Origin of the sequence: Streptomyces longwoodensis (assembly GCF_001514125.1) — a bacterium.
GTDB lineage: Bacteria > Actinomycetota > Actinomycetes > Streptomycetales > Streptomycetaceae > Streptomyces > Streptomyces longwoodensis.
The window spans coordinates 15877-29315 of record NZ_KQ948554.1; the positions used below are offsets into that span (position 1 = coordinate 15877).

General features: G+C 75.1%; 12 protein-coding genes. 9 read left to right on the plus strand and 3 right to left on the minus strand.

The genetic code is table 11. From position 1 onward, the window contains the following. Positions 1–176: 176 nt before the first annotated feature. On the minus strand, positions 177–791 hold the full coding sequence (locus AQJ30_RS17900) for a helix-turn-helix domain-containing protein (protein WP_159052342.1): 615 nt from the start codon (positions 789–791) through the stop codon (positions 177–179). A gap of 349 nt (positions 792–1140) precedes the next feature. Between AQJ30_RS17900 and AQJ30_RS17905 the strand changes: the two genes are divergently transcribed. From AQJ30_RS17905 to AQJ30_RS17945, 9 genes are all read left to right on the plus strand, one after another. Then, on the plus strand, positions 1141–1410 hold the full coding sequence (locus tag AQJ30_RS17905; RefSeq protein ID WP_067234896.1) for a phosphopantetheine-binding protein: 270 nt from the start codon (positions 1141–1143) through the stop codon (positions 1408–1410). Then, on the plus strand, positions 1403–2173 hold the full coding sequence (locus AQJ30_RS17910) for an SDR family NAD(P)-dependent oxidoreductase (RefSeq protein ID WP_067234904.1): 771 nt from the start codon (positions 1403–1405) through the stop codon (positions 2171–2173). The genes AQJ30_RS17905 and AQJ30_RS17910 overlap by 8 nt, the downstream gene beginning before the upstream one ends. Positions 2174–2213: 40 nt before the next feature. Next, a complete protein-coding gene (locus AQJ30_RS17915; RefSeq protein ID WP_067234906.1) occupies positions 2214–2687 on the plus strand; it encodes a MaoC family dehydratase in 474 nt (157 codons plus the stop codon). Further along, the gene (locus AQJ30_RS17920; RefSeq protein ID WP_067234908.1) at positions 2684–3490 is read left to right on the plus strand and encodes an SDR family NAD(P)-dependent oxidoreductase; all 807 of its coding nucleotides are present in this window, start codon (positions 2684–2686) and stop codon (positions 3488–3490) included. Before AQJ30_RS17915 ends, AQJ30_RS17920 begins: the two co-directional genes overlap by 4 nt. After that, positions 3480–4820 (plus strand): beta-ketoacyl synthase N-terminal-like domain-containing protein, encoded by a 1341-nt coding sequence (locus AQJ30_RS17925; protein WP_067234910.1) that lies wholly within the window; start codon positions 3480–3482, stop codon positions 4818–4820. Before AQJ30_RS17920 ends, AQJ30_RS17925 begins: the two co-directional genes overlap by 11 nt. Continuing rightward, the gene (locus tag AQJ30_RS17930; protein ID WP_067234912.1) at positions 4817–6154 is read left to right on the plus strand and encodes a beta-ketoacyl-[acyl-carrier-protein] synthase family protein; all 1338 of its coding nucleotides are present in this window, start codon (positions 4817–4819) and stop codon (positions 6152–6154) included. Before AQJ30_RS17925 ends, AQJ30_RS17930 begins: the two co-directional genes overlap by 4 nt. Next, positions 6151–6912, plus strand: a complete 762-nt coding sequence (locus AQJ30_RS17935) for an alpha/beta hydrolase (RefSeq protein ID WP_067234914.1) — start codon at positions 6151–6153, stop codon at positions 6910–6912. Before AQJ30_RS17930 ends, AQJ30_RS17935 begins: the two co-directional genes overlap by 4 nt. A 189-nt stretch (positions 6913–7101) precedes the next feature. Beyond that, on the plus strand, positions 7102–8130 hold the full coding sequence (locus tag AQJ30_RS17940; protein WP_079084128.1) for an ACP S-malonyltransferase: 1029 nt from the start codon (positions 7102–7104) through the stop codon (positions 8128–8130). Positions 8131–8536: 406 nt separating this feature from the next. After that, positions 8537–9673: a glycosyltransferase family 4 protein gene (locus AQJ30_RS17945; protein WP_067234915.1), complete on the plus strand. Its 1137-nt coding sequence runs from the start codon at positions 8537–8539 to the stop codon at positions 9671–9673. A gap of 15 nt (positions 9674–9688) precedes the next feature. Here AQJ30_RS17945 and AQJ30_RS17950 read toward each other — a convergent pair whose 3' ends face one another. Together AQJ30_RS17950 and AQJ30_RS17955 are read right to left on the minus strand one after the other, a co-directional pair. Beyond that, entirely contained in the window at positions 9689–11332 is a 1644-nt protein-coding gene (locus AQJ30_RS17950) for a PucR family transcriptional regulator (RefSeq protein WP_067234917.1), read from the minus strand. A gap of 152 nt (positions 11333–11484) precedes the next feature. Then, complete coding sequence (locus AQJ30_RS17955) at positions 11485–13287, minus strand: glycoside hydrolase family 15 protein (protein ID WP_067234919.1); 1803 nt, start codon at positions 13285–13287, stop codon at positions 11485–11487. Positions 13288–13439 lie beyond the last annotated feature (152 nt).

Below are 13439 nucleotides of genomic sequence, written 5' to 3' on the forward strand. Positions count from 1 at the left end.
TCCGCGAGGAACGTCATCGGCCCTCGCGGAAAAGGCGGTGCGGGAAAACCGTGCGGCCGGGAATGCGAAGGCTCCGCATCTTCCGCATCGGAATGGCGCGGTGTCCGACCGGCCCTCCTCTTTCCTTCCGGTCCCGGGAAAAAGCGTCGCTCGACCGGACGACGGGAAAAGCGCGGTCAGGGCAGCCCGGCGCCCTGGGCGCGGGCCCAGGCGTGACGCCAGTGGGGAATGAGGCTGCCCTGTTCCCCGCAGGCCCGCACATAGGCGACGAGGAGGTCCTCCGAGGGCATCCGCAGACCCGCGAGCACGTCGGCGACCGTGCTGCGCGGCAGTGGAGTGGTGCCCAGTTCGCGGGCCCGCTTCTGCAATTCCCGCAGGGACGGCTGGCCGGCCGCCAGGCGCACCCGGTGCATGGCTTCCAGGAGGTGGGCAGGATGGTAGACGAATTCCAGCCTGCGGCCGGACGGTGCGAGGGCCGACACCTGCCCGGGGCCTCCCCGGTCCGGGTCGGCCCGGCGGGCCGCCCGCCCCCACTGCTGCCGCGCCTCCCGGAGCGAGGCGCCGCAGACCTGCGCGTACGCCTCGACGACCTGCCGGCGTGGCAGCAGGGTGCCCCGGTCGGCGCGCAGCAGGGTGACGGGCGAACACCCTGGTTCGGCGATACGGTTCTGCTCGATCAGCTGCGCCATCCTCCGGTAGGTCAGACCGGATCTGCGGCGCTGTGAACGGAGCCACTCGGCTAATTCGTAGAACTCTGCGGACTGCGGGACCGGCGTTTCACTGCGTCCCACGACTTCCCCCCTGGGCGTCGAGAATTGGGTCGTTTCATCGAAGGGATGTGTGACGCCGATCAAGCTTATGAAGTGCGGTGATGGGCGGTCAAGAAAGGTTTACCTTATTTTACCTTGGCCGCTGCCCTGATTGTTCCGGCCGGGCTGGCTGATTCATCCTGTCCGAGATTCGGAGGAACATATTCCGTGGACCGGCGAGGTCTTTTGTCGCCGGTGCGGATCGACTTCCCACGACGTGTCCGGCGTTTTTCGTGATCAACGCGTTGCGGTTCCGATCACCCCTCTGTTGGCATGGATTGCGACGGCCGGCTAATCCGGCCGGTATCGCCGATCCCTCCCGGAGGAACCGATGACCACGGCACCCAACGCCACGCTCGACGACATCATCGACCTGCTGAAGGAAGTCAAGCCGGGCATCGCCGACCAGAGCGTCGAGCCGCAGCAGTCCGTCGTCGAGGACCTCGGCCTCGACTCCCTCGACCTGCTGCAGCTGGCCCGCCGCATCAACCGTCACTTCGGCACCGAGTTCGATCTCGACGCCTGGAGCGCCGAGGCCGACGAGCACCACCGCAGCGTCGCCTCGATCGCCGCCGCCGTCGAGGGCGCCGGCCGTGCCTGAGCCGGCCGCACCCGCCCGGGTGGCCGTGGTGACCGGCGGCTCGCGCGGCATCGGCGCCGCGATCGCCGTACGGCTCGCCGCGGACGGCCTCACCGTGCACGTGGTGTGCCACCGCGCGCTCGACGCCGGGCGCGGCGTGGTCAAGCAGATCGAGGCGAACGGCGGCCGGGCCACCCTGCACCAGGCCGACGTCGGCGACGAGGCGGCCGTGGAGCGGCTGGTCGAGCGGGTCACCGCCCAGGACGGCGCCCTGCACGTCCTCGTCAACAACGCGGCCGTCATCGACGACCAGTTGCTCGCCCTGACCTCCACCGTCCGCTGGGAGCGGGTGCTGCGCACCAACCTCACCGGGCCCTTCCTGACCAGCAGGGCCGTCCTGCCGGTCATGCTGGACCAGCAGTGGGGGCGCATCATCAACATCTCCTCCAACTCGGCGCGCACCCCCGGGCCCGGCCAGAGCGCCTACGCCGCGTCCAAGGGCGGCATCGAGGCCCTCACCCGGGCACTGGCCGTGGAGGTGGGCCGCAAGGGCATCCGGGTCAACTGCGTGGCACCGGGCAAGGTGCGCACCGAGATGACCGCCGCGGTGGCCGACCGGCTCGGCTCCGACGCGGACGGCACCCGCTGGGGCCTGCCCGAGGACATCGGCGGACTGGTCGCCTTCCTGGCCGGCGACGAGGCCGACTACATCCAGGGCCAGACCTTCACCGTCGACGGCGGCCGCATGGTCACGCGCGGCGGCGCCGCACGGCGGTCACGGTGACCGGCCCGGCGGAGCACCACGACCACGAGGGGGTGCGGCCGTGGGGGCCGTGAAGTACTGGGAGGACCTGGCCGCCGCACCGGTGCGCCGGTTCGGGCCCGTCGTCTTCGACAGCGCGCTGCTCGACCGGCTCCTGGACCTGATGGGGGAGAAGCACCCGGTCCACGACAGCGACGACTTCGCCCAGGGCACCGACCGCCGGCGGCGGATCGTGCCCGGCGGATTCATCCATTCGATCACCTCCGGCTGGGTCGTCCAGCACGGCTCGCCGGCCGCGATCGTCGGGATGCGCAGGCTCAGCTGGGACTTCGTGCGCCCGCTCTACCCCGACACACCGTTCTGGTTCACCACGAGCACCGACCGGGCCTCGGAGATCGACGACCGGCTCGGGCTGATCGAGACGACCCGACGGGTCTTCGACGACAACGACCGGACGTACGCCATCGGACGGATGAGCGTCGTCCTGCTGCGCAGGGCCGAGCGGCCCGCCACCACGGGAGGGGTGCACCGATGACAGAGCAGTACCAGCCGCTGAAGGGCCGGGTCGCGCTGGTGACCGGCGGATCACGGGGCATCGGCGCCGGCATCAGCCGCAAACTGGCCGCCTGGGGCGCCACCCTGGCCATCAACTACGTCGACCGGGAGCGCCCGGCCAAGGAACTCGCCGCCGAACTGGGCGAGCAGGGCACCGAGGTGACCCTGCACCGCGCCGACCTAGGCGACCCGGCGCAGATCGAAGAGCTGATCGCGGAGATCGGCGAGATCCACCACGACCTGCACATCCTGGTCCAGAACGCCGCCGCGACCAAGTTCTCCCGGCTCACCGACGCCTCGCTCGGCGACTGGCAGTTCGTGCAGGACACCAACTCCCGGGCCACCTGGCTGCTCGCCAAGCACGCGCTGCCGCTGATGCGCGAACGCGAGGGCGCCCGCTTCATCACCATCACCAACTCCACGACCACGCGCATCATCCCGCGCGCCGGGCTGTTCGCCGCGGCCAAGGCGGGGCTGGAGGCGCTGACCGACTACCTCTCCTACGAGCTCGCGCCGTACGGCATCGTCGCCAACTGCGTGCGGCCCGGCCTCGTGCAGACCGGGGTGTTCAAGGTGCGGCCCGACTTCAAGCACGGCGTCGCCAAGGAACTCGCCATCTCCCCCTGGCCGGGCGAGCGCATGACCACCCCGGAGAACAGCGCCGACGTGGTCGCCCTGCTGTGCCTGGAGGAGGCGTCCTGGATCGCCGGGCAGACCATCACCGTCGACGGCGGCTACCGCCTGTGGGGCGGCATAGGCGGCGGGGGCGGCCGTGGCGAGTGACCCGACCGGCACGCCGTCCGACCCGGCCACCGCGAGCCCGCGGTCCGACACGGCCACCGCGAGCCCGCCGTCCGACATAGCCGTCACCGGCACCGGGGTGATCTCCGCCGCCGGCCTGGGAGTCGCCCGCCTGTGGGAGGCCATGGCGGCGGGCAAGAGCTTCTTCGAACTGCCCGGCGGCGACGGAGCGGCCCCGGGCCTGCCCTGGCCCACCGCCGTCGTGGACGGCACCGAGGTCGACTGGCCCGAGGGCCGGTCCTGGGCCAATGCGGGCAAGTACGCCAACCAGTCGGCCCGGTGGGCGGTCGCCGCCGCCCGCCAGGCCCTGGCGCGGGCCGGGATCCCCGGCGAGGACGAGGACGTGCGCGGCGGCACCGTGATGGCTGTCGCCAGCAGCGGCGACGAACTCAGCGACGTCATGCCGCGGTTGGCCTCCAAGTACCGCCACGACCCCCGGCCGCTCGCGAAGTTCCTGCACGACGAGGTCCCCGACTACTCCTACATCCGCGGCATCCCCTCCCAGCTCGGCCAGTTCGTCTCCATGGCGAGCGGCTTCCGCGGCTCCAACGTCGCGGCGTACGGCGAGACGGCCGCCGGCGGCACCGGGGCGCTCGCCCTGGCCGCCCGGCTGATCCGCACCGGCGAACTCGACCGGGTCCTGGTGGTCGGCGTCGGCGCACCGCTGACCGTGACCGGCCTGGCCGCCGTCGACCAGGACGAACCGCTCGGCACCCGCGCCACCGCCGGCAGCGGGCCCTTCGACGCGGACCGCTCCGGCACGCTCGCCGGACAGGGCGCGGCGGCCGTCCTGCTGGAACGCGCCGACAAGGTCTCCGGCCCCGTCCTGGCGTGGCTGCACGGCTGCGAGGTGCTGGCCGCGGCGGACCTGGCCACGGCCGCCGCCCTCGCCGTGGACGCCGTGCTCGACGCGCCCGGGACCGCGCCGACCGCCTGGTGGGCGCACGGGGCGGGCTCCGTCGCGCTGGACCGGCTGGAGGCGCTGACCGTGCTGCCGCGCGCGGGCGGCCTGCCCGTCACCGGCTCCAAGGGCACCATCGGCAACGCGTTCGAGTGTTCGGCGCTCATCGACACCGCGCTGGCCGTCGAGAGCCTGACCCGGGCCGAACTGCCCCCGGTCGGCCTGCTCGACCGCCCCGACCCCGGCCTCGGCGACCTCTCGCCGGTGGTCGGACGCACGCTGCCCCTCCCGGCGCCCGCGACGGTCCTGCTGACGGCGCTCACCCAGGGCCGGCGGGCGACCGCGGCGGGCGCCCTGGTGCTCACCGGGGCACAGGGGCCCACCACGGACCACGGGGAGGCACACCGATGAGCGAGGCGCACGCGCACGACGCCCTGGAGGACATCGTCATCACCGGCATGGGGGTCGTCACCCCCGTGGGTGGTGACGTGCCGTCCTTCTGGGCCGCCAACCTGGAGGGCCGCTCGGGCATCGTCCGGGAGGAGCGGATGGACACCACCGGTCTGCCCTGCGGCTGGACGGCCGGGCTGATCCCGCCGGAGGTGCGGGAGAAGGTCGCCGCCGACCACGGCGCGCCCGGCAGGTCCTGGGGCGACACCCTCATGCACGCGGCCGTCGAGGAGGCCCTCACCGACGCCCGCCTGGACGCCCGGCCCGCCGCGGCCGGCCCCGCCGCCCTGGTGTACGCCCGGGTCTGGCCGGGCCCCACGGGGTCCGACCCGCAGGACTACATCACCCACATGGCGGACCTCGGCGAACGGTACGACACCGTCGGCGACGACCCCGCGGCCGTCCTGGCCCACCTGCGCACCAGGAACCTGCCGCTGGAGGCGCGCGACCTGTCCGCCTACCCCGCGGAGATCGCCGAGCGGCTGGGCACCGCGGTGGTGCCGGTGCGGCTGGAGGCCACCTGCGCCGGGGGACTGCGGGCCCTCGCGGAGGCGGCGCGGCTCCTGCGGTCGGGACGCGCGCGGTACGCGGTGGTGTCCGCCGCCGTGTCCCGCAACACGCCGTACGTGCTCTCGCAGTACGGGCAGTTGATGGCGCTGTCGCGCTGGAAGGGCGACCCGGCGCTGTCCTCGATGCCCTTCGACCGGCGGCGCACCGGCATGGTCATCAACGAGTCCGCGGGCGCCCTGATTCTGGAGACCGCCGAGCACGCCGCCGGGCGCGGGGTGGACGAGCACCACGCCGTCATCGGCGGCTGGGGGCTGGCCGTGGACACCAGCCACATGACGGCGCCCCGGGTGGAGATGGTCGAGCGCGTCATGCGCACGGCCCTCGCCGAGGCCGGAGCACGGCCCGAGGACGTCGACGTGGTCAACGCGCACGGCACCTCGACCCGGCTCAACGACGTGACCGAGGCCCGCGCCCTGCACCGGGTGTTCGGCGAGCGGATGGCCGAACTGCCGGTCAGCGCCGTCAAGTCGCTGACCGGGCACGGGTCGGCCGCCTCCGGGGTCGTGGAGACGGCGGCCTCCGCGCTCACCCTGTGCCGCGGGGTCGTCCCGCCCGTGCCGACCTGCACCGAACCGGACCCGGCGTGCGACGTGCGGACCTCGCTGACCCCCGTCGAGCGGCCGGTCGCGGGCCTGCTGAAGAACTCCTTCGGGTTCGGCGGCCAGTACGCGTCGATGTTCCTGCGCCGGCCCGCCGCGCCCCGCCGCGCCGCGTCCCTCGGATGAGCGCGGCGGGGCGCGGCGGGCCGCAGGGCGACGGCGGCGGGCCGGTCCGCCGGCTGGAGCGCGAGGTGATCGAGCCGGCCGGACCGCACCGGGCCACCGTGGTGTGGCTGCACGGCGTCGGCCAGGGCCCCGCCGACCTGGCGGCGGTGGCCGACCGGCTGGGGCTCGCCGCGGCGGGCGTGCGCGGGGTGTTCCCGCGCGCGCCCGTCGAGGCACCGAGTCTGCTGACCGGGCTCCCGGTGCCGTGCTGGTTCCCGCAGAACCTGTTCACGCCGGACCGCATCGACACCCCGGGCCTGCTCGCGGTGCTCCGCCCGCTCACCGTCCTGCTGCGCCAGGAGACCGAGCGGGTCGGGGCCGCGCGGACGGTGGTCGCCGGGTTCTCCCAGGGGGCCACGGTCGCCGTGACGCTGTCCCTGCGGCACACCGAACCGCTCGCCGGTGCGGCCCTGTACGCGCCCTTCCTGCCGCCGGACCTCACCGCGCTGCTCCCCGGGGGCCGGCCGGCACCGGCCAACGCCCGGCTGCCGGTGTGGATCGGTCACGGGGCGCGCGACTGGATCGTCCCCGAGGGCAACGGCGCGGGACTGCGCGACCTGCTCACCTCCTGGGGCCACCCGGTGACCTGGCAGCGCTACCCCGGCGGCCACGAGGCGTTCGCGGGCGTACGGGCGTCCCTGCCCCGCTTCCTCACCGAGGTGCTGGCGACACCGGTCCCCCGGGCCCCGGACCCGGAGCCGTCGGCCCGGGCGGGCTGACGGCGCGGGAGACGGCCCGCGGGGCGCCCCGCAGGGACTTGGACCACCTGCCCGGGACGCCCCGCAGGGGCCGACGACGACCCGCCCCCTTCGGGGTCCCCGCAGGGGCCCACGACGACAGCTCGGGTGCTCCGCAGGGGCCCACGACCACCCCACGGCGCCCCCTCTCCGCAGAAAGGGACCGCACCCATGCCCACGCCGGCTCCACCTCCCTCCTCCCGGGCGGCGGCCCCTCCCGCACCGTCCCCCGCGCCGGCCCCCGGCGCCGGGCTCGCCCTGCTCTTCCCCGGGCAGGGCGCCCAGCGCCCCGGCATGGGCGCCCCCTGGCGCGACACCGCGCACTGGGCGGTCGTGGAGGACCTCTCCGAAGCCGCCGGGCGCGACCTGGGCGAACTGCTCCTGCACGCCGACGCCGAGCGGCTCACCCGGACCGACAACGCCCAACTCGCCACCTTCACCCTGGAGATGGTGCTGCTCGACGCGCTGCGCTCCGCCGTCGGCGACCTCGCGCCGGCCGTCTGCGCGGGACACAGCCTGGGCGAGTACGCCGCCCTGACCGCCGCCGGGGTCCTCACCCCGCGGGACGCGGTCCGGCTGGTCGCCGAGCGCGGCGCGGCCATGGCCGAGGCGGCCCGGCTGGTGCCCGGCACCATGGCCGTCCTGGTCGGCCCGGACATGGCGCGCACCGCCGCGGCCCTCGTCGACGCCCGGGGCGCCACCGGCCCGGCCGAGGTCTGGGTGGCCAACGTCAACGGCCCGGGCCAGGTGGTGGTGTCGGGCCGTCCGCACGCCGTGGCGGCGCTCACCGCGCACGCCGTCGACGCGGGCGCCCGGGCGCTGCCCCTCCGGGTCGGCGGGGCCTTCCACAGCCCGCTGATGGCGGCGGCCCTGCCCCGGCTCACCCGGGCCCTGGCCGCCACGCCCCTCGCCCCCGGGCGCTGCCCGGTCGTGGCCAACGTCGACGGCCGGCCCCATCACGGCGAGGCCCCGGCGCTCTGGCGCGACCTGCTGCGCCGCCAACTCCTCGAACCCGTGCGCTGGTCGGACTCCATGACGGCCCTGCACACCCTGACGGGCGGCCGGCCGCACCTGGTCGAACTGGGCCCCGGAAGCGCCCTCACGGGCCTCGCCCGCCGCCTGCTGACCCCGGACGTCCCCGCCCGCTCGGCCGCCACCCCCGCCCAGCTCGCGGGCGTGGTCGCCACGGGCTGGTGCTGAGGCGCACGCGCCCCCGGACGCACGCGCCCCCGGACGCACACGCCCCCCGGACGCACACGCCCCCCGGACGCACACGCCCCCCGGACGCACACGCTCCCCGGACGCACACGCTCCCCGGACTCACGCGCCCCCGGACTCACGCGCCCTTGGACGCACGCACCCACCCCCACCGCGCCGCCGCGCGCACTCCGCCCCGCCGTTCGGCCGTAACCGCACGCCCTCACCCGTGTGGGTGACATGGGCGCCCGGGAGGCCCGACGCCGGGGCGTGCGGCGTCCCGCAACGGCCGTACGGGCTGGCATCCTTGGCAGGAGAACGGGGAGGGACCGGAGCCGTACACCCCCGCGCCCGATCCTTCTGTACGTTTCTTCGTGACCGTCCGACCCGACCCAGGAGCCCCGGCCACGTGAGCCCCGTGAGCACGCCCTCACCGCACGGCCAGTCGCCGCTGCGCACCGTGCAGGTGCTGGGCGGCGGCAACGCCGGCAGCAGCGCCCACGTGCGCTCCCTGACCTCGGGGCTCGTCGCGCGGGGCGTGCGGGTGACGGTGTGCGCCCCCTCCGAGGCCGATCACACCTACGACTTCACGGGCGCCGGCGCCGAGCACGTCCCCGTGCCGCGCAGCAGCGACCCGGCGTCGGTGGCGGCCCTGCGCACGGCCTGCGCGGGCGCCGACCTGGTGCACGCGCACGGCCTGCACGCCTCCTTCCGGGCGGTGCTCGCGCTCAGCGGCCGGGACACCCCGCTGGTCGTCACCTGGCACGACCGGGCCCACGCCGAGGGCGCCCGCGCGCACCTGCTGCGGATGCTGGAGCGGCGGGTGGCGAGGACGGCCACCGTGGTGCTCGGCACGTCCTCCGCGCTGGTCGACCGGGCCCGGCGCACGGGGGCCCGCGACGCCCGGCTCGCCGCCGTCGCGCTGCCCCGGCCCCGCCCGGCCGCGCCGCCCGACGACGCGGACCCCGGGCGGCCCAAGGCACGTGCCGAAGTCGGCGCGACCGGACGCCCGTTGCTGCTCGCCGTCGGCTCCCTGGACCGCCCCCGCGGCTTCGACGTCCTGCTGGACGCCACGCACGCGTGGTGCCGCCGGGACCCGGTGCCCATGGTCGCGATCGCGGGGGAGGGCCCGCTGCGGCCCGTGCTGCAGCGGCGCATCGAGGACGAGGGGCTGCCCGTCACGTTGCTGGGGCTGCGCCAGGACGTGGGCGACCTCATCGCCGCCGCCGACCTGGCCCTGCTGCCCGGCACCGGCGAGGCCCGCCCGGTCCTGGCCCAGGAAGCCCTGCACGCGGGCGTGCCCCTCGTCGCGGCCCGCACCGGCGCCGTCCGCGAACTCGTCGGCGACGCCGCCGAACTGGTCCCGCCGGGCGACGCCAAGGCCCTGGCCGACGCGGTGACCCGCCTCCTCGACGACCCCGAACGGCGGGCGCGACTGCGGGAGTCGGGGGCCCGCCAGGCGGCCACCTGGCCGACCGAGGAGGACACGGTCGGCCAGGTCCTCAGCGTCTACGACGAGTTGACCCAGCCCCGCCCGCTGGCCTGACGGTCCCGCGGCCGGTCACGGCACGTGCCGGCGGGCCCGCAGGGCCAGGCTCAGCGCCAGGACGGTCTGCGGGTCGTCCAGGTCGGTGCCCAGCAACTCGCCGATGCGGGCGAGGCGGTTGTAGAGCGTCTGCCGGTTCAGGTGCAGTTCGCGCGCCGTCTCCGCCTTGCGGCCCGCGTGGGCGAGGTAGGTCTCCAGCGTCGGCAGCAACGGCGGCCGGGAGCGGGCGTCGTGGTCGCGGACCGGGCCGATCGCGCGGTCCACGAAGGCCGCGAGGTCCGGGTGGTCGCGCAGCCGCCACAGCAGCAGGTCGATGTCCAGGCGGCGGGCGTCGTACCAGGGCCGGTCCGACAGGCCCTGGGCGGCCGTCGCCGTCTCCGCCGCGTGCCGCAGGCCCGCGGAGGCCGCCGCCCAGCCGCCCGCCACCCCGACCACCACCACCGGCGGTGCCGCACCCGGCCGCTGCATCCCGGCCCGTTCCACCCCGGCCCGCAGCGCCGCCGCGACCCGGTCGGCGACCGCCGCCCGCTCCGACTCCGAGCGCAGGCCGAGCAGCAGCGGCACCCGGCCCTCCACCGGGCGCACGCCCAGCAGCACCGGCACGCCCACCGAGGCCAGCTCCTCCGCCACCGCCCGGGCCAGCACGGCCCAGCCACCGCCCGGGGACAGCGCGTCGCCCAGCCGCATGACCACCGGCAGCAGGGGGCCGGCGCCCGGCTTGAAGCCCAGCACCCGGGCCTGCGCCGGGGCGTCCTCCGCGGTGATCCGGCCCTCCGCAAGGTCGGTCAGGAAGTCCCCGCGGCCCCGGGCCGCCAGCTCCTCCTCCTGGCGGGCCTGCATGAGGACCACCGCGAGGATCCCGGCCGCCCGCTCGGCCGCCATCCGGTGCACCGGGGCCAGCGGGGCGCACACCGGCAGCAGCACCAGCCGGGCGCGCACCGAGCCCGTCCCGGGACCGCCCCCGGGCACGTCCACCAGCACCGAGCCGGACAGCGGCGGCGCGTCCTTGTGGGGGCCGCGCAGCCCCTCCCACACCTGGAGCGGGTCCGTGCCCCGCGGCCCGGCCCCGGCCGCGTACAGCAACTGCCCGTCGGGGGTCTCCAGGAAGACCGGGTTGCCGCCGAAGTCGGCCAGGATGGCGAGGACCTGCGGGACCCCGCCGCCGCCCAGGAGGGCCTGCGTGCAGCGCCGGTGGACCTCCTCGGCCTGCTGGAGCAGGGCGTAGTGGCCGTTGACGATCTCGGTGTGGATCTCCTCGGTGACCGTGACGAACGGCACCTCGCGGTGCAGCTGGACCAGCGGCAGCCCGGTCGAGCGGGCCGTCTCCACCAGGGACGCCGGCAGGCGCGCGAACCGTGGCCCCAGCTCGACCACCAGCGCGGCGATGCCCCGCTCGGCCAGGGTCCGCACGAACGCGCGCTGCTCGGCCGGCCGGGTGCCCAGGCCGTAGCCGGTGGTCAGCAGCAGCTCGCCGCCCTTGAGCAGGGAGGCGATGTTGGGCACCTCGCCCGCGTGCACCCAGCGCACCGTGCGCCCCAGCCGGTCGGCGCCCGCCAACACCTCCGGGAGCCCGCTGCGCAGCCCGGGCAGCTCCAGGGCCCGCTGCACGGTGATGCCGGCGCCCCGGCCGTCGAATCGCTGGTCGGTACGGCTGTCCATGCAGCGGACGCTACCTGCGCGAACGCCCCGGGGACATCCTCGGACGCCCCGGGGACGTCTCCGGGGCGCCTCCGCCCGGGCACGGGGGCACCCACCGGTGGACGGCGGTGCGCCCCCGCGCGGTGCGGGGACGCCCTCGACCGCCGTGTCCGTCAGCCGCCGTACGCCCCCGACGCCGTCAGGCGCAGGGCCGTGTCGATCAGCGGGACGTGGCTGAACGCCTGCGGGAAGTTGCCCACCTGGCGCTTGAGGCGCGGGTCCCACTCCTCGGCGAGCAGCCCCAGGTCGTTGCGCAGCGACAGCAGCTTCTCGAACAGCCTGCGCGCCTCGTCGACGCGGCCGATCATCGCCAGGTCGTCCGCCATCCAGAACGAGCAGGCGAGGAACGCCCCCTCGTCGCCGGGGAGGCCGTCGACGCCCTCGTCGTCGCCCTGGGTGGGGTAGCGCAGGATGAAGCCGTCCGGGGTGGACAGCTCGCGCTGGATCGCCTCGATGGTGCCGATCACCCGCTTGTCGTCCGGCGGCAGGAAGCCCATCTGCGGGATCAGCAGCAGCGAGGCGTCCAGCTCCTTGGAGCCGTAGGACTGCGTGAAGGTGTTGCGCTCCTTGTCGTAGCCCTTCTCGCACACGTCCCGGTGGATGTCGTCGCGCAGCTCGCGCCACTTCTCCAGCGGGCCGTCCGCGTCACCGGACTCGATCAGCTTGATCGTGCGGTCCACCGCGACCCAGGCCATCACCTTGGAGTGCACGAAGTGGCGGCGCGGGCCGCGCACCTCCCAGATGCCCTCGTCCGGCTCCTGCCAGTGGTCCTCGAGGTAGCGGATCAGCTTCAGCTGGAGCAGCGAGGCGTAGTCGTTGCGGGCCAGGCCCGTCATGTGGCCGAGATGCAGCGCCTCGGTGACCTCGCCGTAGACGTCCAGCTGGAGCTGGTGGGCGGCGCCGTTGCCGACGCGGACCGGCGCGGAGTTCTCGTAGCCCGGCAGCCAGTCCAGCTCCGCCTCGCCGAGCTCGCGCTCGCCGGCGATGCCGTACATGATCTGCAGGTTCTCCGGGTCGCCGGCGACCGCCCGCAGCAGCCACTCGCGCCAGGCGCGGGCCTCCTCGCGGTAGCCGGTGCGCAGCAGCGAGGACAGCGTGATCGCCGCGTCCCGCAGCCAGGTGTAGCGGTAGTCCCAGTTGCGCACGCCGCCGATGTCCTCGGGCAGCGAGGTCGTGGGGGCCGCGACGATGCCGCCGGTGGGCCCGTAGGTGAGCGCCTTGAGCGTGATCAGGGAGCGGATCACCGCCTCGCGGTACGGACCGTGGTACGTACAGTGCTCCACCCACTCGCGCCAGAAGTCCTCCGTCGCCTCCAGCGACTGCTCCGGCTCCGGCAGCGCCGGCGGCTCCTTGTGCGAGGGCTGCCACGAGATGGTGAACGCGATCCGGTCACCGGGCGCGACGGTGAAGTCGGCGTACGTGGTCAGCTGCTTGCCGTAGGTCTCCGCGCTGGTGTCGAACCACACCGAGTCCGGGCCCGCCATGGCCACCGTGCGGCCCTCGTGCTTGTGGACCCAGGGGACGACCCGGCCGTAGGAGAACCGCATGCGCAGCGCCGAGCGCATCGGGACGCGGCCCGAGACGCCCTCCACGATGCGGATCAGCTGCGGGGCGCCGTCCCGCGGCGGCATGAAATCGGTCACCCGGACCGTGCCGCGCGGGGTGTCCCACTCGGACTCCAGGATCAGCGAGTCGCCGCGGTAGCCCCGCCGGGCCGCGGTGGGCGGCTCGGCGTCGGGGGCGTGGGCGGGACCCAGCCGCCAGAAGCCGTGCTCCTCCGTGCCCAGCAGTCCGGCGAAGACCGCGTGCGAGTCGAAGCGGGGCAGGCACAGCCAGTCCACCGTCCCGTCACGGCAGACGAGAGCAGCGGTCTGCATGTCTCCGATGAGTGCGTAGTCTTCGATGCGCCCGGCCACGTGCAACTCCAGTCGAACGGCCACGTCACCCCAAAGCGGGGCTGTCGCTAGTGCGGTCAAGGGGGGTAAACAGGTTGGATCACTGCGTTGTTGAGCGGTGAAGCAAAGCAGCCGCTCCGCCCGGAGGGCAAAACGACGATCTCCGCTCAACC

What these genes read in the sequence shown, in the direction of transcription:
- AQJ30_RS17905 (WP_067234896.1), top strand. Translation starts at nt 1,141, where the DNA reads ATGACCACGGCACCCAACGCCACGCTCGACGACATCATCGACCTGCTG.
- AQJ30_RS17920 (WP_067234908.1), top strand. Translation starts at nt 2,684, where the DNA reads ATGACAGAGCAGTACCAGCCGCTGAAGGGCCGGGTCGCGCTGGTGACC.
- AQJ30_RS17930 (WP_067234912.1), top strand. Translation starts at nt 4,817, where the DNA reads ATGAGCGAGGCGCACGCGCACGACGCCCTGGAGGACATCGTCATCACC.
- AQJ30_RS17935 (WP_067234914.1), top strand. Translation starts at nt 6,151, where the DNA reads ATGAGCGCGGCGGGGCGCGGCGGGCCGCAGGGCGACGGCGGCGGGCCG.
- AQJ30_RS17940 (WP_079084128.1), top strand. Translation starts at nt 7,102, where the DNA reads ATGCCCACGCCGGCTCCACCTCCCTCCTCCCGGGCGGCGGCCCCTCCC.
- AQJ30_RS17950 (WP_067234917.1), bottom strand. Translation starts at nt 11,332, where the DNA reads ATGGACAGCCGTACCGACCAGCGATTCGACGGCCGGGGCGCCGGCATC.